A 22115-nucleotide genomic window follows, 5' to 3' on the forward strand; every position below is an offset into this window, starting at 1 on the left:
CGCGCGAGGACCGCCGGGGCCTCGGCGAGGGAGGGCCCGTACCAGGTCAGGTGGCGTCCCGAGACCAGCGCGGCGGGCAGCCCCGGGAAGGCCTCCGGACCGTCCTCGGCGGTGAAACGGTACGGCTCGTCCGGCAGCACCACCAGGTCGCAGCCGCTCGCCGCCAGCTCCTCGGCGGGGATCCGCGGGTACCGCTCCGGGTGTCCGGCGTAGACGTTGCGCACCCCCAGGCGGGCCAGGACGTCCCCCGCGAAGGTGTCCCGGCCCAGCACCATCCACGGCCGCCGCCAGATCGGCACGAAGGCCGTCGCGGACACCGCCGGCTCCGCGGCCCGGGCCCAGGCCGCCCCGGCGTCCGCCAGCCATCCCGGCCTCTTCAGCCCCAGTACGCCCACCAGCAGCCGGTCCAGCTCCCGCAGCGCCTGCGGGAGGTCCCGCACCTCGGTGACCAGCACCTCCAGCCCCGCCGCGCGCAGCGCCGCCAGGTCGGGGGCCCGGTTCTCCTCCTCGTTCGCGATCACCAGGTCCGGGCGCAGCTCCGCGATCCGCCGCACGTCGGGGTTCTTCGTCCCGCCGATCCGCGCCGCGTCCCCGAGGTCCGTGGGGTGCGTGCACCAGTCCGTGACCCCGACCAGCAGGCCCGGCGCGCTCACCGCGACCGCCTCGGTCAGCGACGGCACCAGCGACACGACCCGCCGCACGCCGCTCAGCGCCCGGGGGACGGCGGTTCGGACGTGGCGTGGATGTGCTCGCCGACCGCGACGACCAGGATCCGGGTGTCCTCGGTGACGGCCCGCCAGCGGTGCCGCACCCCGCCGGACAGGAACAGCGCGTCCCCGCTCTCCAGCCGGTACGCCCGCCCCTCGGCCTCCACCTGGCAGGCGCCGGCGACCACGTACATCAGTTCGTCGTTGCGGTGCTGGTACTCCCGGCCGGCGTCCTGGTCCCCGGTGAACTCCAGGGCGTGCAGCTGGTGGTGCCCGCGCACGAGGGGCCGTACGCCGGGCACGGGGGTGAGGGCGGAGTCGTCACCGGCCCGTACGAGGTCCACGGTGCGGGCCGTGTCGGAGGCGGCCAGCAGTTCGACGGCCGTGGTCTCCAGCGCGTCCGCGACCCGCTCCAGGGAGCGCATGCTGGGGCGGGCCCGCTCGTTCTCTATCTGGCTCAGGAAGGGGACGGACAGGCCGCTGCGCGCCGACACGGCGGCCAGCGTCAGCTGGAGCGCGCGGCGCCGCTTGCGCACGGCCACGCCCACGCGGAGCGGCTCCTTGGCGTCCTTGTCCTTGCCCTTGTCGTCCTTGCCATCCGGCGTGCCGTCCGTGCCGTCCCTGTCGTTCATGTCGGGGCTGCCCTCCCCTTGTCCGTCGCACATCGGTGTGCTGTAAGCACCTTACGCAGCAACCGCCTCCGGTTTCGCGTGCACGAGCGCACTCGCCCCCCGCCACCGGTGATCACCCGTGCCCGCCCGGTCACCTTCCGCGGTCGTCCGCGGGCCGCCACCGTACGCCCTCGTCCTGGAGAACCGCCGGGGTTCCGCCGGTGCGGACCGACGGCGCAGCGGCGGCTGCCGGGCCGGCGCACCGCCCCCGGCACCCGGCGGTTCCGTCACCGGGTTGCGGCATCATCGTCTGCGTGACGACACGACGCCTGATGCTCCTGGACACCGCCTCCCTCTACTACCGCGCCTACTTCGGTGTGCCGGACTCCGTGAAGGCCCCCGACGGCACCCCGGTCAACGCCGTGCGCGGGCTGCTCGACTTCATCGGCCGCCTGGTCCAGGACCACCGTCCGGACGACCTGGTGGCCTGCATGGACGCCGACTGGCGGCCGCACTGGCGGGTGGAGCTCATCCCGTCGTACAAGGCGCACCGCGTCGCACAGGAGACCGACACGGGTCCGGACGTGGAGGAGACCCCGGACACCCTCGCCCCGCAGGTGCCGATCATCGAGGCGGCACTGGACGCCTTCGGCATCGCCCGCGTGGGGGTCGCCGGGTACGAGGCGGACGACGTGATCGGCACGCTGACCGCCCGCGCGACCGGCCCGGTGGACATCGTCACCGGCGACCGGGACCTCTACCAGCTGGTGGACGACGCCAGGCAGCGGCGCGTGCTGTACCCCCTCAAGGGCGTGGGCACCCTCCAGGTGACCGACGAGGCGTGGCTGCGCGAGAAGTACGGGGTCGACGGCCCCGGCTACGCGGACCTGGCGCTGCTGCGCGGTGACCCCAGCGACGGCCTGCCCGGCGTCCCCGGCATCGGTGAGAAGACGGCGGCGAAGCTGCTCGACGCGTACGGCACGCTGGACGGGATCATCGCCGCGATCGACGACCCGAAGTCGAAGCTGACCCCGGCCCAGCGCAAGCGACTGGACGAATCGCGGCCGTACCTGGCCGTGGCCCCCAAGGTGGTCCAGGTAGCCGGGGACGTGCCGATTCCGCAGTTCGACCCGGCCCTCCCGTCACTTCCGTCCCATCCGGAACTGGTCGACGCACTCGCCCGCCGATGGGGTCTCGGTGGAGCCGTGTCGCGCCTGAGCGGCGCGCTGCGCACCTGAGGTGCTAACTTAGGTAATCCTAAGTTTCAGGGGAGACAGGGGAGACACCGTGGCAGAAGGACGCGCCCGCGCAGTCGGCACCGCCGTCGTCGTACGCACCGAGCGGCTGACGCCGCACATGGTGCGGATCGTGCTGGGCGGTGACGGTCTGGCCGGATTCGGCGCGGGCACGCACACCGACCACTACGTCAAACTCCTGTTCCCGCCGATGGGGGTCACCTACCCCGCGCCGTGGGACCTGGAGCAGATCCGCGCCGACTTCCCGCGTGCGCAGTGGCCGCGCCAGCGCGCGTACACCGTGCGGGCCTGGGACCCGGCCCGCCTGGAGCTGACCCTCGACTTCGTCGTCCACGGCGACGAGGGCCTGGCCGGCCCGTGGGCGGCGCGCGTCCAGCCGGGCGAGCTCGTGCGCTTCCTCGGCCCGGGCGGCGCGTACGCCCCGGACCCGACGGCCGACTGGCACCTGCTGGTGGGCGACGAGAGCGCCCTGCCGGCGATCGCCGCGGCGATGGAGCGGATGCCGGCGGGTGCGCGGGTGCACGCGTTCGTGGAGATCGACGGCCCGGACGACGAGCAGAGGATCACCACGCCGGACGGGGTCGTCCCGGTCTGGCTGCACCGCGGCGACCGCCCGATCGGCGAGGCGCTGGTGGAGGCGGTCACCGCCCTGGAGTTCCCGTCCAAGGACGTGCACGCGTTCGTCCACGGCGAGGCGGGCTTCGTCAGGGAGCTGCGCCGCCATCTCCGCCTGGAGCGGGGCGTGCCGCGCGAACGGCTGTCGATCTCGGGCTACTGGCGCCTGGGCGAGACGGACGAGGGCTGGCGCGCGATCAAGCGCGACTGGAACGCGGCGGTGGAAGCCGAACAGGACCACGCCGCAGCCGCCTGACCCCCTTCCCCACAGCGGCGCCCGCCCCGGGCCACATCCAGCCCCGCCGGCGTTTGAGGCGCGGGGTCCGGGGCGGAGCCCCGCACTACCGCGGCGCCGACGCTCCCGCCCGCCCGGGCCCCTTCCAGCCCTGCAGGAGTTCCGGGCGCGGGGCCCGGGGCCCGGGGCAGAGCCCCGCAACCCGCCGCCCCCCCCCACCCGCCCCCACCGGGGTCACCGGCACGACGGGCGCGTTCACCCGTACGGCGGGAGAATGGGCGGCATGCGTACGCTCCGCGCTCTCGGCTCGTTCGGGGCCGTGATCCTGCTGATCGCGACGGCGGCGACCGCCACCCCGGCGGCCGCCGCGGCCTCGCCCGCCGCGGCGCCGGCCGCCCCCAGCCCGCCCCCGGCCCCGAAGCCCCGGATCACCGACGCCCGGGTCGACGAGGCGGTCGCCCACCTCGACCGGAGCGTCCAGGACATGATGCGCCGCACCGGCGTTCCCGGGGTCTCCGTGGCCGTCGTCCACAAGGACAAGGTGGTCCACCTCAAGGGCTACGGCGTCCGCCGCGTCGGCGAGCCCGGCGGCGTCGACCCGGACACGGTCTTCCAGATCGCCTCCCTCTCCAAGCCCGTCTCCTCCACGGTGGTGGCCGGCACCCTCACCGGACCCGACGGCTGGGACCGGCACACCGAGCTGCCCGGGTTCTCCCTCAAGGACCCCTGGGTCACCGGCCACGTCACCACCGCCGACCTGTTCTCCCACCGCAGCGGCCTCCCGGACCACGCCGGGGACCTCCTGGAGGACCTCGGCTACGACCGGGCGTACATCCTCGACCACCTCCGACTGGAATCCCTCGCCCCGTTCCGCGCGAGCTACGCGTACACCAACTTCGGCCTCACCGCCGCCGCCGAGGCCGTCGCCCGCTCCGAGGGAAAGTCCTGGCAGAAGCTCAGCGAGGACACCCTGTTCAAGCCCGCCGGCATGACGCGCACCAGTACGGAGTTCTCCGCCTTCGCCAACTCCCCCGACCACGCCGCCACCCACGTCAGGAACCCCGACGGCACGTGGAGCCCCCGCTACGTCCGCGACCCCGACGCCCAGGCCCCCGCCGGCGGTGTCAGTTCCACCGCCCGCGACCTGTCCCGCTGGCTCCGCCTCCAGCTGGCCGGCGGCACCCTCGACGGACGGCGGATCGTCCCGGCCGACACCCTCGCCCGCACCCACCTGCCCGAGATCGTGTCGCAGCCGCCCTCCGGCCCCACCGCCCGCACCGGCTTCTACGGCCTCGGCTGGAACGTCTCGTACGACGACGCCGGGCGGCTGCGCCTGAGCCACTCCGGGGCCTTCGACCTCGGCGCGAACACCAACGTGACGATGCTCCCCCTGGAACAGCTCGGCATCGTCGTCCTCACCAACGGCGCGCCCGTCGGCCAGGCCGACGCCGTCGCCCTGGACTTCTTCGACTTCGCCGAGCACGGCAAGGTCACCGCCGACTGGCTGGAGCTGGCCGCAGCCCTCTACGCGCAGGCGGACGACACGGGCCGCTCCCCCACCGACTACGCCCGCCCGCCGGCCGACGCAGCACCGGCCGGGGACAGCGCCACGTACACCGGGACGTACGACAACCCGTACTACGGCCCGCTCACCGTCACCGCCGACGACAAGGGCGCCCTCACCCTGGCCCTCGGCCCGAAGCCGTTGCGTTTCCCCCTGACCCACTACGACGGGAACGTCTTCAGCTTCGAGACCGCCGGCGAGAACGCGGTGGGCCGCACCGGGGTGACCTTCGCCGACGGCACCGTCCGCGTCGAGTACCTCGACACCACCGGCCTGGGCACCTTCACCGAGCGGTAGCCGCGCCGCATAGCCTGTCCCCGATGACCCGCAGAGCCCAGGCACCCCCCTCGCCCCTCCCGCAGCGCGCCGGTATCGACCCGGTCCGGCTGCGCCTGCCGCCCGACCCGGACGGGACGTGGCCGGACCTCGGCGGGTACCTCACCGCCCGGTACGCGGCCGGCGCCGGCGCCGAGGCCGTCGTCCGGCTGCTGGCCACCGGCGGCATCGTCGACCGGGACGGCCGGGTGTGCCGGGCCGGGGACCCGTACGAGCCGGGCGCCCACCTGTGGTTCCACCGCGACCTTCCCGACGAGCCGGTGGTGCCCTTCCCGATCCGCGTCCTGTACCGCGACCCGCACCTGCTCGTCGTGGACAAGCCGCACTTCCTGGCGACCACGCCGCGCGGCAGCCACGTCACCCAGAGCGCCCTCGCCCTGCTGCGCCGGGAGCTGGACCTGCCCGGACTCAGCCCGGCCCACCGGCTGGACCGGCTGACCGCGGGGCTGGTGATGTTCAGCGTCCGGCCCGCCGACCGGGGCGCGTACCAGCTCCTGTTCCAGAACCGCCGGGTGCACAAGGAGTACGAGGCCCTCGCACCCCACGACCCCGCGGTGGCGCTCCCGCGCACGGTCCGCAGCCGGATCGAGAAGACCCGCGGGGTCATCGCGGCGGTCGAGGTCCCGGACGGGGTGCCCAACGCCGAGACCCTCGTCGAGCTGACCGGGACCGCGGGCGCACTCGGACGCTACCGGCTGACCCCGCACACGGGCCGGACCCACCAGCTGCGGGTGCACATGAACGCCCTGGGCCTGCCGATCCTGGGGGACCCGGTGTACCCGCAGGTCACCGACCCCGCGCCGGACGACTACCGGCGCCCCCTCCAACTCCTGGCCCGCGTCCTGGCGTTCACCGACCCGGTCACGGGCACCGCCCACCGCTTCGAGAGCACCCGCACCCTCCTGGCCTGGGACGACCGCCCGTCCTGGGAGTCCGGAGCCGCCGGCCCGCCGCCGTCCGGCCGCGGCGATTAAGCCGTCCGCGCCCCCGACCCGACGCCCGCGATCCGCAGCGCCGCGTCGGCGGTGGCCTCGGCGAAGACGGCGACCGGCCGCGCGGGAGCGGCCCGGTGGATCAGCATGACGCCCTCGATCAGGCCGAAGACCAGGTCGTTGCGGAGCGCCAGCCCGGACCGGTCCCCGGCCAGTTCGGCCCCCGCACTGGTGCCTCCGAGCAACTGCCGGTAGGCGTCCCGCAGTTCCGCGCGCATCCGGTGGAACCGGGCCAGCCGCACCCCGCCCACCTCGGGCAACAGGTAGAGCGCGCCGAGGTTGTACGGTCCCCCGCAGAGCAGCAGGACCTCGGAACGGCACAGCTCCCACAGCCGCCGCGCGGCGGGCCGGCCGGTGTCGGCGAGCAGTTGCCGGGCCAGTACCAGCGAGGGCGCGACCGTGGATTCGAGGAGCTCGGCGAGGAGGTCCTCCTTGCCGCCGAAGTAGTGGTACATCGTGGCCTGGCGCATCCCGGCCCGTTCCGCGACCGCCCGCGTGGTGGTGGCCGCGTACCCCTGGGCGGTGAACAGTTCGGCCGCCGCGCAGAGGAGTTCCTCCCGCGGCGGCCGGCCGCTCTGCGGCCTCAGCCGGTCGGCGCGCGGCCGACCGACCCGTCTCGGACCTTCGTCTGCTCCGCCACTCATACGCCGATCGTCGCACAGCGCACGCCGATTCGATCATGGCAAGAGATCAGATCGGGCCATGCCCGCTCTCGGAGGAAGCCCCAAAAGCGCCTAGCCGACCGAGCTGTAGGCCACTACACCCCGCAGGAGTCCGTCCACTGCCTTGCGGGCGTTGCGCGCCACCGTGCTCCCGCTGTCGCCGGACGCCGAGGGCGCCGCCGCGGCGACCTGCCCGAGCACGTCGATGACCTGCTTGCACCAGCGCACGAAGTCACCGGCCGGCATCTCCGCCTCGCGCAGCACCTCGTCCAGGCTCCTGTCGGAGGCCCACTGGTAGGCCGCCCACGCGAAGCCGAGGTCCGGCTCGCGCTGACCCACGCCCTCCGTCTGGCTGATGCCGTGCTCCTCCTCCAGCGCGTCCAGCCGGCCCCAGATGCGGATCATCTCACCCAGCGCCGCCTTCGCCGCGCCCCCGGGGACCTTCGGCGCGACCGCGTCGTCGGACTGCCGGGCCTCGAAGACCAGTGCCGAGACGCAGGCGGCCAGTTCGGCCGGGCTCAGCCCCTCCCAGACCTTCTCGCGCAAACATTCCGACGCCAGCAGGTCGAGCTCCCCGTACAGCCGGGCGAGCCGCTTGCCGTGCGCGGTGACCTCGTCCTCGCGCAGGTAGTCCAGGTCGGTCAGCAGCGCGTGGATCCGGTCGAAGGTGCGGGCGATGGTGTTCGTCCGGCCCTCGATGCGCCGCTCCAGCTGCTGGGTGTCGCGCTGGAGCCGGTGGTAGCGCTCCGCCCAGCGGGCGTGGTCCTCGCGCTCGTCGCATCCGTGGCACGGGTGCGCCCGCAGCGCCGCGCGCAGCCGCGCGATCTCACGGTCGTCGGCCGCCGCGGCCCGTCCGCGGGGCGCCCGCCCGGGCCTGAAGTCGCCGGCCTTGGTCCGCAGTTGCGAGGCCAGGTCCCGACGGGACTGCGGGGAGCGGGCGTTGAAGGTCTTGGGGATCCGCATCCGGTCGAGCGGCTCCACCGGAACGGGGAAGTCGATCGCGGCGAGCCGCTTGACCTGCCGCTCGGAGGTGAGCACCAGCGGCCGCGGCCCCTCGGTGTACTCGTGTCCGCGGTGCCCGTTGACCCGCCCGGCCGGCACGCCGGGGTCCAGGACGAGCGCCAGCCCGGCGAACTTGCCGCTCGGCACGTGGATGATGTCGCCCGGCTTGAGCTTCTCCAGCGAACTGGCCGCCTGCGCCCGGCGCTGGGCCGCGCCCTGCTTGGCCAGGTCGGTCTCGCGGTCCTTGAGGTCGCGGCGCAGCCGCGCGTACTCCTCGAAGTCCCCCAGGTGGCAGCTCATGCCCTCCTGGTAGCCCTCCAGGCCCTCCTCGTTGCGCTGCACCTGCCGGGAGATCCCGACGACCGAGCGGTCGGCCTGGAACTGCGCGAAGGAGGTCTCCAGCAGTTCGCGCGACCGGTGCCTCCCGAACTGGCTGACCAGGTTCACGGCCATGTTGTACGAGGGCTTGAAGCTGGAGCGCAGCGGATACGTACGGGTGCCCGCGAGCCCGGCCAGCCCCACCGGGTCCATGCCGCGCTGCCAGAGCACGACGGCGTGGCCCTCGACGTCGATCCCGCGGCGGCCGGCCCGGCCGGTCAGCTGCGTGTACTCGCCGGGGGTGATGTCGGCGTGCTGCTCGCCGTTCCACTTGACCAGCTTCTCCAGGATCACCGTGCGCGCGGGCATGTTGATGCCCAGCGCCAGGGTCTCGGTGGCGAAGACGGCCTTGACCAGGCCGCGGACGAACAGCTCCTCCACGACCTCCTTGAAGGTGGGCAGCATGCCCGCGTGGTGCGAGGCGATGCCCCGCTCCAGCCCTTCCAGCCACTCGTAGTACCCCAGGACGTGCAGGTCCTCGGTGGGGATGGAGGAGGTGCGCGCCTCGACGATCTCGCGGACCTGCAGCCGCGCGGAGTCGTCGTTGAGCCGCAGGCCCGCGTACAGGCACTGCTGGACGGCGGCCTGGCAACCGGCCCGGCTGAAGATGAAGTTGATGGCGGGCAGCAGCCCGTCGTTGTCGAGGCGGGCGATGACCTCCGGCCGCGACGGGGTCCAGATCCGGCCGCGCGAGCGCCGTTCGCGCTCCCGGTCGGCCTCGCGGACCATCTTCCCGCGCCGCCGGTCCTTGGGGCTGTACGAGCGGCTGTTCTCCTCGCGCGCCATCCGCAGCAGGTCGGGGTTGACCTCCCGCCGCGCGGAGCCGCGGCCGCCGTGGTCGGACTCCTCCTCGAACAGGTCGAAGATCCGGCGTCCGGCCATGACGTGCTGCCACAGCGGTACGGGCCGCTCCTCGGAGACGATGACCTCGGTGTCGCCGCGCACGGTGTCCAGCCAGTCGCCGAACTCCTCGGCGTTGGACACCGTGGCCGACAGGGAGACCAGGGTCACCGACTCGGGGAGGTGGATGATCACCTCTTCCCAGACGGCCCCGCGGAACCGGTCGGAGAGGTAGTGCACCTCGTCCATCACGACGTAGCCGAGACCGCGCAGCGCCTGCGAGCCCGCGTACAGCATGTTGCGGAGCACCTCGGTGGTCATCACGACCACCGGCGCATCCGCGTTGACGCTGTTGTCACCGGTCAGCAGGCCCACCTTGTCGGCGCCGTAGCGCTTGACGAGGTCGGCGAACTTCTGGTTCGACAGGGCCTTGATCGGCGTCGTGTAGAAGCACTTGCGGCCCTGCTGGAGGGCCAGGTGCACGGCGAACTCGCCGACGATCGTCTTCCCCGAGCCGGTGGGGGCGGCCACCAGGACGCCCTTGCCGGCTTCCAGGGCCTTGCAGGCCTCGATCTGGAACGGGTCCAGCTCGAATGCGTACATCTCGCGGAAGGGGTGCAGCGCGGTGGCCTCTTCGGCGGCGCGGCGCCGGAACGCGGCGTACCGGTCGGCGGGTGAGAGTTCTTCGGTCATCTTGGGATCGAGCCTACCCGCCACCCCTGACAACAGTCGCGATCATTTAAGCGGAGCACGACGGGTTCCCCGCGGGGCTCCCGAGGGGGCCCGCGGCGGCCGCCGCACCGGGAACCGCCGGGCCGCCGGCGCCCACCGCGCGGTCACCGGCAGCGGTCCCGGCGGCTCGTCGTCCGCGTACGCGGTGGGATCGACGAGGAGGGCGGTCTCGGAGCTCACCCTCCGGCAGGCACAGCCACTGCGGCAGGCACCCGTCAGGTCGCGTCGTCGTACCCGTTGATCCGCTGGCGTCCGCCGTCGGCCTGGCCGGGCAGGGCCGCGGCGGCCGGGGCCGGTTCGATCCGCCCGACGGGCTCGGGGGTGAGGTCGAGCCGGGAGGCCTCGTCGTCGTCCAGTTCCGCGTCGGGGTTGTTGCGTCGGCGGCGGCGGTCGTTGACCAGGCAGACGCCCAGCGCGAGGAAGTAGAGGGCCACGATCGGGACCGCGAGGGACAGCATCGTGAGCGGGTCGCCGGTGGGCGTGGCGAACGCGGCGAAGACCGTGATCCCGAGGACCATGGCGCGCCACCAGCTCGCCAGTCGCTTCGCGGTGAGCACTCCGGTGATGTTCAGCAGGATCAGCAGCAGCGGCAGCTCGAAGGCCAGGCCGAAGACGACGACCATGCGCGTGATCAGGTCGAGGTAGTCGTCGACCGGCAGCAGGTTGCGCGCGTTGTCGGGGGTGAATTCGAGCAGGACCGTCGCGGTCTGCGGAAGGACCTTGTACGCGAGCACCGCGCCGGCGCCGAACAGCGGCGCGCCGACCGCGACGAAGCTCATCGCGTACTTCTTCTCGTGGCTGTGCAGGCCGGGGGCGGTGAAGGCCCACAGCTGGTAGAGCCACACCGGCGCGGACAGCACCACACCGGCGGTGAGGGAGACCTTCAGGGCGATCGAGAACGGCGCGATGAGGCCGTTCACCGTCATGTCGGCGCAGGGGCGGCCGTTGCGCTGCGAGACCACCCCGCCGGTGCAGCCGACGGAGTCCAGCATCGGCTTCAGCATGAAGTCGATGAGTTCCTTGTAGAAGAAGGCCGACACGATGGTGATCAGGAGGATCGCCAGGACCGACTTCAGCAGACGGTTTCTCAGCTCACGCAGGTGCTCGACAAGAGGCATCCGCCCTTCGGCGTCCTTGTCCGCTTTCCCCTGCTTGCGGGCAGACTTGAGCAACCCACGTCCCTTGGTTCGTTGCAGTTGGCTGGCGTGTGCGGCTTGTGTCAGCCCTGGGTGGTGCGGTTCGGCTCGTTGACGGGCCGGGAGCTCGTGACGTCACCGGGCGCGGCCTGGATGGTGCGGGGCGCGACCGGCGGCTGCGGGGCGGCGTCCGCGACGGTGGGGGCGGCGGCCGCGTCGTCGGCCTCGCCCTCCTTCTTCATGGCCTTGGCCTCGCTCTTGAGGATGCGGGCCGACTTGCCGAGGGAGCGGGCCATGTCCGGGAGCTTCTTCGCACCGAAGAGGAGGATGATGACCCCGAGAATGACGAAGATTTCCCAACCCCTGAGGTTGCCGAACATAGGTATCTACCTTTTCTCCGAGGTTCACAGCACACCCGACGGGCGCCTAGGACGGTCTCTACCGAGGATCGTAACCCCAGGGGGTTAACGCCCGGCAATCCCCCGGCGACGTCGCACTCGCCCCGGACGCCGTTCTTCATGCCCCGTTCACACGGGTTCGTACCGTTTCTACGGGCGTACGGTGCGTCCCGCGCGGGCCAGGTCGGCCGCCGCACGCTCCAGGTCGCCCGAAGCGTCGGAGATCCGCCGGCTCGCCCGCGCGACCTGGCCGGACAGCCTGCGCACCTCCACGTGGACCCGCAGCGCCAGGACGGCGAGGACGGCGACCCCGAGGAAGCCCAGGGCAATTGCGATCATCGGCCACAGCATGGGACGAGCGTAGGGCACCGGCCCGGTCAGACGCTGCGCAGGGTGCTCACGCCGCCCCCGGTCAGCAGTTCCACGATGCGCTCACCGGCGGGTTTGCGTACGGCGGCGCCGCACTCGGGACAGGTGAACGAGTAGAACGTGGTCCGCCGGCTGACGCCGATCGCCAGGCGCAGGGCGCCCGCGTCCAGCTCGAACCGGGACCGGCAATCGGGGCAGGCCGCCTTGAAGGCGACGGGCCCGGACGTGCGCGACATCGACCGACGCTCCCCTCAGACCTGTTCCCCGTACCCCGCGAGCGCTTCTCGAGCGGCGCTCCGCGCGCTCTCCGCCAGCTCTGCGGGAACGACGATCCGGCCCTCGCGGCCCAGCCGCAGCGCGAGCCGGCGCAGCGACGCCGGATCCGGGCTGCGCAGGGTGATCCGCAGGCCCCCCTCGGGCAGCTCCTCGGCACTGTCGTGCGGGTAGTACTCGGCGACCCAGCGGCCGCCGGGCCCGACCTCGACCACGACCTCCGGGTCCTCGGCGGCGGGCTGCACGAGCCCCTCGGACAGGTCGCGGGGCTCGATCGCGGGCGGATCGGCCCGCTCGTCCAGGATCCGGATCTCGGCGACCCGGTCGAGGCGGAAGGTGCGCCGGGCCTCCGAGAGGTGGCACCACCCCTCCATGTACGTGTGCCCCACTGCGAAGAGCCGGATCGGGTCGACCTTGCGCTCGGTCAGCTCGTCGCGCGCGGGCGAGTAGTACCGCACCCACAGCCGCCGGCGTTCCGCGATGGCCCGGTCGACGTCGGCGAAGACCCCGCCCTCCGACTCGAAGGTCACCGACAGCCGCGAGCTGGCCCCCGCGACCTCCCCCGCGGCAGCCTCCAGCTTGGCGGTGGCCCGCAGCAGGGCGTCCCGGTCGCTCTCGCGCAGGCCGGGCAGGGTGGCCACGGCGCGGGCGGCGACCAGCAGCGCGGTCGCCTCGTCGGCGGCCAGGCGCAGCGGCTCGGCGGTGGACTCCCCCGAGGCGTCCGGGTTGCGCCACCAGATGCGCTCCCCGTCGGTGTCGATGTCGAGCAGGTCGCCGCCGCGGAAGCTGGTCCCGCACATGGGCAGCACGTCGAGGTCCGAGATCAGTTCGTCCTCGGTGATCCCGAAGGCGCGCGCGACGTCGGCGACGTGCGCCCCGGGGCGCTCGCGCAGGTAGGTCACCAGGGACAGCATCCGGCGGGTCTGGTCGATGGCGTTGGCAGCCATGCTGGTACGTCTCCCCCTCAGGGCGTGCTTGCGGATGGCGCGGTTGCGCGGAGTGAGGCGCCGGGCCCGCGGGTCCGGCCGGCGGGCGGGCCGGTCAGCCCTTGGCGACGGCGCGGAGCCGGTCCACCACGTCGGCCCGGAGGTCGGCGGGTTCCACGACCACCACGTCGGGGCCGAACTCCACCAGCCAGGCGTCGAGCCCGTGCCCGTACGGGATCTCCAGCTCGTCCCAGCCTTCGGCACCCTCGCGCACGGCGGTGGCCTTGGCCCGCAGCGGGTACCCCGCCCCGGCGCGCAGCCGGATCAGCGCGGAACGCTCCGCCCCCTCCCCGGCCCAGCTCGCCACGGTCTCCCGCACGGTCACCACGTCGGGCACCTCGGCGGTGTACCTCGCCGCCCGGGAGCGGACCTTCCCGGTGATCCGGGAGAGCCGGAACACCCGCTCCGCCCCGCGGTCGCGGTCGTAGCCGGCCAGGTACCAGTGACCGCGCCAGCACTCCAGCGCCCAGGGCTCGACCTGGCGGGGCTCGGGCCGGGCCGCGTTGGACTTGCGGTAGTCGAAGGCCACCGGCCGACGGTCCCGGCAGGCCAGCATCAGCGGCTCGAAGGCCGCCTCGTGGACCGGGATGCGCGGCTCGATGGCACTGTGCTGGCCCTCGTACGGATCCCCCGCCTCCGGCATCCCGCCGGCGCGCAGCTTCTGCAGGGCCCCGCTGGCGGCCCCCGCGAGGCGCGCCTGCTGCCACACCTTGGCGGCCAGGCCCAGCGCCGCGGCCTCCTCGGCGTCCAGGCTCACGGGCGGCAGCCGGTTGCTGTCCCGGCGGGCCAGGTAGCCGGTGTCGCCGTCCAGGTTCTCCACGGTCTCGATGACCAGGCCGAGTTCCCGCAGGTCGTCCTTGTCCCGCTCGAACATGCGGTTGAAGGACTCGTCGTTACCGGCCTCCATGTAGGCCTCGATGGAGCCGCGCAGCTCGCGCTTGCTGAGTGGTCGTCGGGTTCCCAGCAGGCACAGCGCCAGATTCATCAGCCTCTCGGCCTTGGCAATCGCCATCGACGCCGTTCCCCCGCTCTCGACACACACTCGTGACCGTTGACCGTACCGCCCCGGCGCGCCCGGACAAAAGCGAGGGCCCCCGCCGACCGGCGGGGGCCCCACGACTTCACTGCGGGCCGATCAGGCGCCCATCAGGTCGCACACGAAGATCAGCGTCTCGCCCGGCTTGATGGCGGGGCCGGCGCCGCGGTCGCCGTACGCGAGGTGCGCCGGAATCGTCAGCTTGCGGCGGCCGCCGACCTTCATGCCCTGGACGCCCTGGTCCCATCCGGAGATGACCTGGCCGACACCGAGCTGGAACTGCAGCGGCGCGCCGCGGCCCCAGGAGGCGTCGAACTCCTCACCGGTGGAGAAGGCCACGCCCACGTAGTGGACGGAGACCCTGGATCCGGCCTTGGCCTCGGCGCCGTCGCCCTCCCAGATGTCCTCGATGACGAGGTCGGCGGGGACGTCGCCCCCGGGGAAGTCGATCTCGGGCTTCTCGATGCTCACGGAACTGCTCCTCAGACGTATGAACAGGGGCCCCGCCCGGCGGTGGCCGGGAGGACGACCGGAACAGTCTTACATCACCGCGAGGATGTCGAGGCTGAAGACCAGCGTCGAATTCGCCGGGATCGTCCCCTGCTCCTTGTCGGCGAAGGCCATGTCCGGCGGGATGACCAGCAGGACGCGGCTGCCGACCTTCTTGCCGATGAGGCCGTCCTTCAGGCCCTTGACCGACAGCTGCTCCATCGGCCAGGTCACCGTGGTGTCGTTGGCGTACGTGCTCTCGAACGTCTTGTCGTCCTTCCACGTCTTGCCGTGGAACTTCACGACGACGCTGCCGGAGTCCTTCACCGCCTCGCCGTCACCCTCCAGGACGTAGTTCGACACCAGCTTCGCCGGCGGCGTCACGTCCTTGGGAACGGTCACGGCGACTTCCTTGCCGTCCGTGTTCGTACCGACCTTGGGCAGGTCCTTGTTCTCCTGGGCGACTTCCTTGCCCGTGGCGGAGACCGGGACGGTCGTGCCCTTGACGATGTCCACCACGAAGACCAGCGTGGCGTTCGGCTTGATCTTCTCGCCCGAGCCCTGCTCGCCGTAGCCCAGGGCCGGCGGGATCACGAGCTCCACGCGGCTTCCGACCTTCTGGCCCTCGAGGCCCTGGTCCCAGCCCTTGATGACCATGCCCGCGCCGATGGTGACGTCGAACGGCTTGCCCTTGCCGAAGCTCGCGTCGAACGGCTCCTTGCCGTCCCACACCTGGCCGAGGTAGTTCACCTGGGCGATGTCGCCCTTCTTCAGCGCCGGGCCCTTGCCCTCGCTGATGACCTCCACCTTCAGTTCCTTCGGCGGCTCGCCCGTGCCCTGCGACAGGGTGGGCTCCTCCCCGAACTTGGCGCCCTTCGTGATCGCGGGCACCCCGTTCTTCATCTGACTGGAGTCGGAGCCGCTGTCATCGCCACACGCTGCTGTCGACAGCAGCAGAAGGGGTACGACCAGCAGGCCGGCAAGTCGGCGCACGTGTTCCTCAGATCTCAGACGACAAGGCGGTCGCCGCCACTCTAAGCCGTGCGCAGGGCCCCGTACGAGACGCGTACGGGGCCCTGGGGAAGATCAGCGCGATGTCACACCGCGGTCCTACATGCCGGCGATCAGCTTCTCCACCCGGTCGTCCACCGACCGGAACGGGTCCTTGCACAGCACCGTCCGCTGCGCCTGGTCATTGAGCTTCAGATGCACCCAGTCGACCGTGAAGTCCCGCCGCTGCTCCTGCGCGCGGCGGATGAAGTCGCCGCGCAGCCGCGCCCTCGTCGTCTGCGGCGGCACCGACTTGCCCTCGAAGATCTTGAGGTCGTTGCAGATCCGCGCCGCCTGTCCCTTGCGTTCCAGCAGGTAGTACAGCCCGCGCCGACGGTGGATGTCGTGGTAGGCGAGGTCTATCTGCGCCACCCGCGGGTTCGACATGGTCATGTTGTGCTTGGCCCGGTACCGCTCGATCAGCTGGTACTTCATGACCCAGTCGATCTCGGTCCCGATCCGGTCCAGGTCCTCGGCGTCGATCGCGTCGAGCGTGCGGCCCCACAGCTCCAGCACCTGGTCCACCACGCCGGTCCGGATGCCCCGGCGCTCGGCGAAGTCCACGGCCTTGTCGTAGTACTCGCGCTGGATCTCCAGCGCCGAGGCCTCCCGGCCGCTCGCCAGGCGCACCTTGCGCTGGCCCGTGATGTCGTGGCTGACCTCGCGGATGGCCCGGATGGGGTTCTCCAGGGTCAGGTCGCGCATCACCGTGCCCGCCTCGATCATGCGCAGCACGAGGTCGGTCGCGCCGACCTTGAGCAGCATGGTCGTCTCGGACATGTTCGAGTCGCCGACGATCACGTGCAGCCGGCGGTAGCGCTCGGCGTCCGCGTGCGGCTCGTCCCGGGTGTTGATGATCGGCCGGGAACGGGTCGTCGCGGAGCTCACGCCCTCCCAGATGTGCTCGGCCCGCTGGCTCACGCAGTAGACCGCGCCCCGGGGGGTCTGCAGCACCTTGCCCGCACCGCAGATCAGCTGCCGCGTGACCAGGAACGGAATCAGGATGTCCGCCAGGCGGGAGAATTCCCCGTGCCGGGCCACCAGGTAGTTCTCGTGGCAACCGTACGAATTGCCCGCCGAGTCGGTGTTGTTCTTGAAGAGATAGACGTCGCCCGCGATTCCCTCCTCGTGCAGGCGGCGCTCGGCATCGACGAGCAGTCCTTCGAGAATGCGCTCGCCGGCCTTGTCGTGGGTGACCAGTTCGGTCAGGTTGTCGCATTCCGGTGTTGCATATTCCGGATGAGACCCCACGTCGAGGTACAGGCGGGCGCCGTTCCGCAGGAAGACATTGCTGCTGCGGCCCCATGACACAACACGGCGGAAGAGGTAGCGCGCCACTTCGTCAGGAGACAGTCGGCGCTGTCCCCTGAACGTGCACGTGACGCCGTACTCGTTCTCCAGCCCGAAAATGCGGCGGTCCATGACTGAACATTACGCCTCTGGCCCTGTTCTGAAACCGAGTTCGAGAGCGCCGTTACGATCATTTTCCGATGAGACCCCCGCCGGGCCCCCCTCCGGACCGCCGCTCAGCCCGCCGAGGACACGTCGGAAACCGCCCCGGACGGCGTCCCTGACGCCCCCTCCGGCGCATCCGCCACCGCCCGGCCCGGGCCCGGACTTGCCAGCGCCCGCTGAGTGACCGTCAGCACCAGCAGCGCCGCCGCACCCGCCGCGCCCGCCACGCCGAAGCCCGTCGCCGTACCACCCAGCTCCACGGCCGGCCCCGCGACGCCCGTGCCGATCGCCGCACCCACCCCGAAGAACGTCACCAGCCACGAGAACGCCTCCGTCACCGTGCCCACCGGCGCGTGCCGGTCCACCACGATGAACGCACACGCGAGCGCCGGCGCCAGGAACACCCCGGCCAGCGCCGCCAGCGCCGACATCGCCACCGGCCCCGGAGTCAGCACCAGCGGCAGGTAGCAGACCGCCAGCAGCGCGATCAGCAGCCGCAGCCTCGACTCCGGCGCACCCGGCCACTGCCGCGACCCGTAGAACACGCCGCCGACCAGCGCGCCCAGACCCAGCGCCGCCATCATCCACCCGTACACGGCCTGACCGCCGTGGCCGTCCGCGTACGCCACGCCCGCCACCGTGATGGAGCCCAGCGCGGTCCCCACGAAGAAGAACGCCCCCAGCAGCGCCAGCAGCCCCCGCGAGCGCAGCGCGCCCAGCCAGTGCGCCTCCCGCGGCTCCGAACGCCACGCGCGCGACGGCTCGCTCACCACCACCGAGAGCGCGCCCAGCACGCCCACCGCGTTCAGCACCAGCAGCGCCGCCCCCGGGCTCCACAGCGCCACGCACAGCGTCACCAGCAGCGGGCCGACCGTGAACATGATCTCCTGGGCCACCGCGTCCATCGCGTACGCGGCGTGCACCCGCTCCTCCCTGCCGCCCAGCACCCCGGGCCACAGCGCCCGCAGCCCGCCCTCCAGCGGCGGCGTGAACAGCCCCGCCACCACCACGGCGGCGTACGCCACCGCCACCGACCCCGTCCCGGCCAGCGTCAGCCACACCATCCCCAGCGCCGACACCACCGCCGCGGGCAGCTGGACCCGCGGCTGCCCGACGAGGTCCACGGCCCGCCCCAGCAGCGGCTGGCCCACCGCGTTCGCCACGCCGTACGCCGCGGCCAGCGCGCCCGCCAGGCTGTAGGAGCCCCCCTCCGCACGCGCGAACAGCACGATCGCGATCGGCGCCACGGCGTTCGGCAGTCGGCCCACGAGCGTGCCCACCAGCAGCCTCGCGGCATGCCGGGTCCTGAGCAGCTCCGCGTATCCCGCGGCCATGTCCGCCCCTCTCCGCCCGGCCCCAGCCGGGGTAATACGTATAACTTGACGCGTCATACGTACCATGGCCGCAGTCCGCCGGTCCACCCCGCGCACCGCACCACCCACCTCCGCCCCCGCCCCACCAGCACCTTGGGAGACCCCTTGTGACGAGACCCACCAGCCGGGACGTGGCCGCCGCCGCCGGGGTCTCCCAGGCCACCGTCTCCCTCGTCCTCGGCGACAAATGGCGCGGCCGCGTCTCCGAACGCACCGCCGGCCTCGTCCGCGAGGCCGCCGCACGCCTCGGCTACCGCCCCAACCTCGCCGCCCGAAACCTCCGCCTGGGCTCCACCCGCACCGCCCTCCTCGTCGTCCCCGCCCTCACCAACGAGTTCTTCGCCCGCGTCTACACCGGCGCCGCCCGCGTCGCCGCCGAACACGGCTTCGGCGTCGTCCTCTACCCCTCCCCCGACGGCACCGGCCCCGCCCGCGACCCCTTCGCCTCCGCCCGCGCCGCCCTCGACGGCGTCATCGCCTCCTCCATGGCCACCGACACCCTCACCGCCCTCGGCGGCGCCGGCGGCACCGGCCTCCCCCTCGTCATGCTCGACAGCGACCCCGCCGCCCACGGTGCCGCCGCCCACGTCAACCTCGCCATGGCCGACGGCATGCGCCAGGTCACCGAACACCTCCTCGCCCACGGCCACCGCCGCTTCCTCCACCTCGCCTCCGCCGTCGACTCCTGGACCTTCGACATCCGCGCCGAAGCCCTCAGCGCCCTCCTGAGCCCCTCCGCCGAACTGCGCACCGTACGGGCCCCCCTCACCGTGAACGGCGCCCGTACGGCCATGGAGGCCGCGCTGACCGCCCCGGGACCACGCCCCACCGCCGTCGTCTGCGACGACGACATCCTCGCCGCCGGCGCCTGCAAGGCCGCCCGCCGCCTCGGTCTGCGCGTGCCCGACGACCTCTCCGTCACCGGCTTCGACGACCTCGCCCTGGCCACCGCCGTCGAACCCGAACTCACCACCGTCCACCTCCCCGCCGAACGCGTCGGCGAACACGGCATGGCCGCTCTCCTCGCCGTCCTCGACGGCACCCCGTGGACCGCTCCCGACCTCCCCGTCCGCCTCGTCGTCCGCGACTCCACCGGCCCCGCCCCCGCCACCTGACCCGCACCCGCCCCGCACGCGCGAAAGCCCCGGCCCACCCCACGCGGGGGCGGACCGGGGCTTCCCGGACCACTGCTGCTCGGCTGCTACTCGGCTTCGTCCTCCGGCGCCTCGTCGTTCGACACCGCATCCGCCTGCACCGCGGCCGGAACATCCGCCTCCAGCAGCCGCGCCAGCTGCCGGCCCCGGATCCGCTTGAACTTGCGCTGCTGCGACCGCGTGCGGTCCAGCACCGCGACCTCCAGCCGCTCCACCGGAATCGCCTTGTCTGCACCGTTCGCCTGGCTGGACAGCGCCTGCACCGCCAGCTTCAACGCCTCGGCCAGGGTCATCCCGTCCTGATGACGCTGGTCCAGGAAGGTGCTGATCTGCTCGGCGTTGCCGCCGACCGCGACCGAGCCGTGCTCGTCCACGATCGACCCGTCGTGCGGCAGCCGGTAGATCTGGTCGCCCGCCGCGGTCGCCCCGACCTCGGCCACCACCAGCTCCACCTCGTACGGCTTCTCGCCGGCCGAGGAGAAGATGGTGCCGAGCGTCTGGGCGTAGACGTTCGCCAGCCCACGGGCCGTCACGTCGTCGCGGTCGTAGGTGTATCCCCGCAGATCCGCGTAGCGCACACCGCCGATCCGCAGGTTCTCGTACTCGTTGTACTTGCCGGCGGCCGCGAAGCCGATCCGGTCGTAGATCTCGCTGAACTTGTGCAGCGCGCGAGACGGGTTCTCGCCGACGAACACGATGCCGTCGGCGTACTGGAGCACGACGAGGCTGCGACCGCGGGCGATGCCCTTGCGGGCGTACTCCGCCCGGTCCGCCATGGCCTGCTGGGGTGACACATAGAACGGAGTCGACACCGGCTGTCCGTCCCTTTCTTCTGGGCTCCTACGGGGCGGCGGATGGTCAGAGCAGGGCGGCGCGCGGGCCGTCGGGCTGCTCCATGCGCCGTTCGGTGACGGCGCGGGCAAGCTCCGAGGACTCGGCCTCGGTGAGCCTGCGGAAGCCCTCGTCGGTGATGACGGTGACGATCGGGAAGATCCGGCGGTACAGATCGGGACCACCGGTCGCCGAGTCGTCGTCGGCGGCGTCGTACAGGGCCTGCACCACCAGGGTGGTGGCCTGCTGCTCCGTCAGGTCGTCGCGGTACAGCTTCTTCATGGAGCCGCGCGCGAAGATCGAACCGGACCCGGTGGCGGCGAAGCCGTGCTCCTCCGAGCGGCCGCCGGTCACGTCGTAGGAGAAGATCCGGCCCTTCTCCTTGGCCTCGTCGTACCCCGCGAAGAGCGGTACGACGGCCAGCCCCTGCATCGCCATGCCCAGATTGCTCCGGATCATGGTGGACAGGCGGTTCGCCTTGCCCTCCAGCGAAAGGGTCGCCCCCTCCACCTTCTCGAAGTGCTCCAGCTCCAGCTGGAACAGCTTGACCATCTCCACGGCCAGACCGGCGGTGCCGGCGATGCCGACGGCGGAGTACTCGTCCGCCGGGAACACCTTCTCGATGTCCCGCTGCGCGATCATGTGGCCCATGGTCGCCCGCCGGTCACCGGCGAGCACGACCCCGCCGGGGAAGGTGGCTGCCACGATGGTCGTCCCGTGCGGCGCCTCGATCACCCCGTCCGGCAGCCTGCGGTTGCCGGGCAGCATCTCGGGCGAGTGCGCGCCCAGGAAATCCATGAAGGAGGACGAGCCCGGCGTCAGGAAGGCTGCCGGTAGACGCCCTGTGCTACGAGTGTTGGGTTCCACAGGTTTCCTTCCACGTAAGCGGCTGCACGCCGTATGACGTCCGGCCGATCCTTGAACTGCCCCGAGGCCGCGTTGCAGCTGAAGCACAGCACGCCTCGGACCCTACCCGTCTGATGATCGTGATCAACATGATCCGCCGAAGCCTTTCGGCAGAGCACGCAGACACCGCCGTGAGCGGCGATCGAGGTCGTCCTGCTCTGTTGAGGGCACCGTCTGCGGCCGGGCGGCACGGGCGCCTTCGCCCGCACCGCCCCGTCTTTCGCCCCGTGGCACTGCTCGTGGTACTCAGCCGGACAGGTGCGGCGAGGGTCCGTGCGCCCTCGGGCACCGACCGGTTGCTGACGTTTTCCGCTGCGGCCCGCTTCCCACCTTCGCTTCGAAGGTGAGATGACCTACTGGCCACCCTTCTGAACGAAGGAGCGCACGAAGTCCTCGGCATTCTCCTCGAGGACATCGTCAATCTCGTCAAGTACGGAGTCGACGTCGTCGGAGAGCTTCTCCTGGCGCTCCTTGAGGTCGGTGGTCTCCTCGACCGCCGCCTCCTCGACCTCCTCGGTCGAGCGCTGCGCCTTCTGCTGTCCGCCGCCGGTGTCCTTGGTCGCCATGTCTACCTCACCCCGCTCGGTTCGCACGCTCACGTCGAGGGACCCCGGGATTCGGGGCTCCCTCAAGATCAGACCTTACGTCGGACCCTACAAGGAGGGTCCGACATTCGTCCCCGCAGTTGTTCAAAAGGTCCCGGCATAACGTCCGGCTGTCTTCATGATT

23 protein-coding genes are annotated in these 22115 nt (G+C 72.2%); 5 read left to right on the plus strand and 18 right to left on the minus strand.

Translation table 11 applies throughout. From position 1 onward, the window contains the following. The coding region (locus tag ACFWW8_RS28975) for a helical backbone metal receptor (protein WP_386533168.1) at positions 1-710 on the minus strand (710 nt) is incomplete at its 3' end. Further along, positions 707-1339: a helix-turn-helix domain-containing protein gene (locus tag ACFWW8_RS28980; RefSeq protein WP_386533078.1), complete on the minus strand. Its 633-nt coding sequence runs from the start codon at positions 1337-1339 to the stop codon at positions 707-709. The genes ACFWW8_RS28980 and ACFWW8_RS28975, both read right to left, overlap by 4 nt. 311 nt (positions 1340-1650) lie before the next feature. Between ACFWW8_RS28980 and ACFWW8_RS28985 the strand changes: the two genes are divergently transcribed. From ACFWW8_RS28985 to ACFWW8_RS29000, 4 genes are all read left to right on the plus strand, one after another. Further along, positions 1651-2556, plus strand: coding sequence for a 5'-3' exonuclease H3TH domain-containing protein (locus ACFWW8_RS28985; protein WP_386533171.1), 906 nt, complete (start codon positions 1651-1653; stop codon positions 2554-2556). Between the two features lie 49 nt (positions 2557-2605). Then, on the plus strand, positions 2606-3445 hold the full coding sequence (locus tag ACFWW8_RS28990; protein ID WP_386533081.1) for a siderophore-interacting protein: 840 nt from the start codon (positions 2606-2608) through the stop codon (positions 3443-3445). 262 nt (positions 3446-3707) lie between these two features. Beyond that, positions 3708-5285, plus strand: coding sequence for a serine hydrolase (locus ACFWW8_RS28995; protein WP_386533084.1), 1578 nt, complete (start codon positions 3708-3710; stop codon positions 5283-5285). A 23-nt stretch (positions 5286-5308) separates the two neighbouring features. Beyond that, positions 5309-6298, plus strand: coding sequence for a pseudouridine synthase (locus tag ACFWW8_RS29000; RefSeq protein ID WP_386533087.1), 990 nt, complete (start codon positions 5309-5311; stop codon positions 6296-6298). Here ACFWW8_RS29000 and ACFWW8_RS29005 read toward each other — a convergent pair. The 12 genes from ACFWW8_RS29005 to ACFWW8_RS29060 all read right to left on the minus strand — a co-directional run bounded on the left by ACFWW8_RS29005 (position 6295) and on the right by ACFWW8_RS29060 (position 18456). Beyond that, positions 6295-6960 (minus strand): TetR/AcrR family transcriptional regulator, encoded by a 666-nt coding sequence (locus tag ACFWW8_RS29005; RefSeq protein ID WP_386533090.1) that lies wholly within the window; start codon positions 6958-6960, stop codon positions 6295-6297. The genes ACFWW8_RS29000 and ACFWW8_RS29005 overlap by 4 nt on opposite strands. Before the next feature lie 90 nt (positions 6961-7050). Continuing rightward, entirely contained in the window at positions 7051-9891 is a 2841-nt protein-coding gene (locus ACFWW8_RS29010; RefSeq protein WP_386533093.1) for a DEAD/DEAH box helicase, read from the minus strand. A gap of 254 nt (positions 9892-10145) precedes the next feature. Next, entirely contained in the window at positions 10146-11102 is a 957-nt protein-coding gene (gene tatC, locus ACFWW8_RS29015; RefSeq protein ID WP_386533096.1) for a twin-arginine translocase subunit TatC, read from the minus strand. Between the two features lie 47 nt (positions 11103-11149). After that, positions 11150-11446 (minus strand): Sec-independent protein translocase subunit TatA, encoded by a 297-nt coding sequence (gene tatA, locus ACFWW8_RS29020; protein WP_386533098.1) that lies wholly within the window; start codon positions 11444-11446, stop codon positions 11150-11152. A 168-nt stretch (positions 11447-11614) separates the two neighbouring features. Next, complete coding sequence (locus ACFWW8_RS29025; RefSeq protein WP_386533100.1) at positions 11615-11815, minus strand: hypothetical protein; 201 nt, start codon at positions 11813-11815, stop codon at positions 11615-11617. Positions 11816-11841: 26 nt separating this feature from the next. After that, complete coding sequence (locus ACFWW8_RS29030) at positions 11842-12069, minus strand: hypothetical protein (RefSeq protein ID WP_383927519.1); 228 nt, start codon at positions 12067-12069, stop codon at positions 11842-11844. A gap of 15 nt (positions 12070-12084) precedes the next feature. After that, a complete protein-coding gene (locus tag ACFWW8_RS29035; RefSeq protein WP_386533103.1) occupies positions 12085-13053 on the minus strand; it encodes a helix-turn-helix transcriptional regulator in 969 nt (322 codons plus the stop codon). A 94-nt stretch (positions 13054-13147) separates the two neighbouring features. Beyond that, on the minus strand, positions 13148-14104 hold the full coding sequence (locus ACFWW8_RS29040; RefSeq protein ID WP_386533106.1) for a helix-turn-helix transcriptional regulator: 957 nt from the start codon (positions 14102-14104) through the stop codon (positions 13148-13150). Positions 14105-14227: 123 nt separating this feature from the next. Then, entirely contained in the window at positions 14228-14599 is a 372-nt protein-coding gene (locus ACFWW8_RS29045) for an FKBP-type peptidyl-prolyl cis-trans isomerase (RefSeq protein WP_386533109.1), read from the minus strand. 69 nt (positions 14600-14668) lie between these two features. After that, positions 14669-15610: an FKBP-type peptidyl-prolyl cis-trans isomerase gene (locus ACFWW8_RS29050; RefSeq protein WP_386533111.1), complete on the minus strand. Its 942-nt coding sequence runs from the start codon at positions 15608-15610 to the stop codon at positions 14669-14671. A gap of 117 nt (positions 15611-15727) precedes the next feature. Then, entirely contained in the window at positions 15728-17089 is a 1362-nt protein-coding gene (pafA, locus tag ACFWW8_RS29055) for a Pup--protein ligase (protein WP_030768414.1), read from the minus strand. Between the two features lie 104 nt (positions 17090-17193). Then, complete coding sequence (locus tag ACFWW8_RS29060) at positions 17194-18456, minus strand: MFS transporter (protein WP_386533114.1); 1263 nt, start codon at positions 18454-18456, stop codon at positions 17194-17196. 146 nt (positions 18457-18602) lie between these two features. Here ACFWW8_RS29060 and ACFWW8_RS29065 point away from each other — a divergent pair, with 146 nt between their 5' ends. Next, the gene (locus tag ACFWW8_RS29065; protein ID WP_386533116.1) at positions 18603-19610 is read left to right on the plus strand and encodes a LacI family DNA-binding transcriptional regulator; all 1008 of its coding nucleotides are present in this window, start codon (positions 18603-18605) and stop codon (positions 19608-19610) included. Positions 19611-19696: 86 nt separating this feature from the next. On the opposite strand, the gene prcA is transcribed toward ACFWW8_RS29065, so the two are convergent. The 4 genes from prcA to ACFWW8_RS29085 form a co-directional block, all read right to left on the minus strand. After that, a complete protein-coding gene (prcA, locus tag ACFWW8_RS29070) occupies positions 19697-20461 on the minus strand; it encodes a proteasome subunit alpha (RefSeq protein ID WP_386533119.1) in 765 nt (254 codons plus the stop codon). A 46-nt stretch (positions 20462-20507) separates the two neighbouring features. Then, positions 20508-21347 carry a proteasome subunit beta gene (prcB, locus tag ACFWW8_RS29075; RefSeq protein WP_386533122.1) on the minus strand — a complete coding sequence of 280 codons (840 nt, stop codon included), beginning with the start codon at positions 21345-21347 and terminating at the stop codon, positions 20508-20510. Continuing rightward, positions 21299-21595 carry an endonuclease VII domain-containing protein gene (locus ACFWW8_RS29080; protein ID WP_386533124.1) on the minus strand — a complete coding sequence of 99 codons (297 nt, stop codon included), beginning with the start codon at positions 21593-21595 and terminating at the stop codon, positions 21299-21301. The genes prcB and ACFWW8_RS29080 overlap by 49 nt, the downstream gene beginning before the upstream one ends. A 144-nt stretch (positions 21596-21739) precedes the next feature. Next, on the minus strand, positions 21740-21952 hold the full coding sequence (locus tag ACFWW8_RS29085) for a ubiquitin-like protein Pup (RefSeq protein WP_383806292.1): 213 nt from the start codon (positions 21950-21952) through the stop codon (positions 21740-21742). Positions 21953-22115: the final 163 nt, after the last annotated feature.

Source organism: Streptomyces sp. NPDC058701 (genome assembly GCF_042715295.1).
GTDB lineage: Bacteria > Actinomycetota > Actinomycetes > Streptomycetales > Streptomycetaceae > Streptomyces.

Excerpts from the sequence above, each read along its gene's own strand:
- ACFWW8_RS28980 (WP_386533078.1), bottom strand. The coding sequence starts at position 1,339 with ATGAACGACAGGGACGGCACGGACGGCACGCCGGATGGCAAGGACGAC.
- ACFWW8_RS28985 (WP_386533171.1), top strand. The coding sequence starts at position 1,651 with ATGCTCCTGGACACCGCCTCCCTCTACTACCGCGCCTACTTCGGTGTG.
- ACFWW8_RS28995 (WP_386533084.1), top strand. The coding sequence starts at position 3,708 with ATGCGTACGCTCCGCGCTCTCGGCTCGTTCGGGGCCGTGATCCTGCTG.
- ACFWW8_RS29000 (WP_386533087.1), top strand. The coding sequence starts at position 5,309 with ATGACCCGCAGAGCCCAGGCACCCCCCTCGCCCCTCCCGCAGCGCGCC.
- ACFWW8_RS29005 (WP_386533090.1), bottom strand. The coding sequence starts at position 6,960 with ATGAGTGGCGGAGCAGACGAAGGTCCGAGACGGGTCGGTCGGCCGCGC.
- ACFWW8_RS29010 (WP_386533093.1), bottom strand. The coding sequence starts at position 9,891 with ATGACCGAAGAACTCTCACCCGCCGACCGGTACGCCGCGTTCCGGCGC.
- tatA (WP_386533098.1), bottom strand. The coding sequence starts at position 11,446 with ATGTTCGGCAACCTCAGGGGTTGGGAAATCTTCGTCATTCTCGGGGTC.
- ACFWW8_RS29025 (WP_386533100.1), bottom strand. The coding sequence starts at position 11,815 with ATGCTGTGGCCGATGATCGCAATTGCCCTGGGCTTCCTCGGGGTCGCC.
- ACFWW8_RS29030 (WP_383927519.1), bottom strand. The coding sequence starts at position 12,069 with ATGTCGCGCACGTCCGGGCCCGTCGCCTTCAAGGCGGCCTGCCCCGAT.
- ACFWW8_RS29035 (WP_386533103.1), bottom strand. The coding sequence starts at position 13,053 with ATGGCTGCCAACGCCATCGACCAGACCCGCCGGATGCTGTCCCTGGTG.
- ACFWW8_RS29040 (WP_386533106.1), bottom strand. The coding sequence starts at position 14,104 with ATGGCGATTGCCAAGGCCGAGAGGCTGATGAATCTGGCGCTGTGCCTG.
- pafA (WP_030768414.1), bottom strand. The coding sequence starts at position 17,089 with ATGGACCGCCGCATTTTCGGGCTGGAGAACGAGTACGGCGTCACGTGC.
- ACFWW8_RS29060 (WP_386533114.1), bottom strand. The coding sequence starts at position 18,456 with ATGGCCGCGGGATACGCGGAGCTGCTCAGGACCCGGCATGCCGCGAGG.
- ACFWW8_RS29085 (WP_383806292.1), bottom strand. The coding sequence starts at position 21,952 with ATGGCGACCAAGGACACCGGCGGCGGACAGCAGAAGGCGCAGCGCTCG.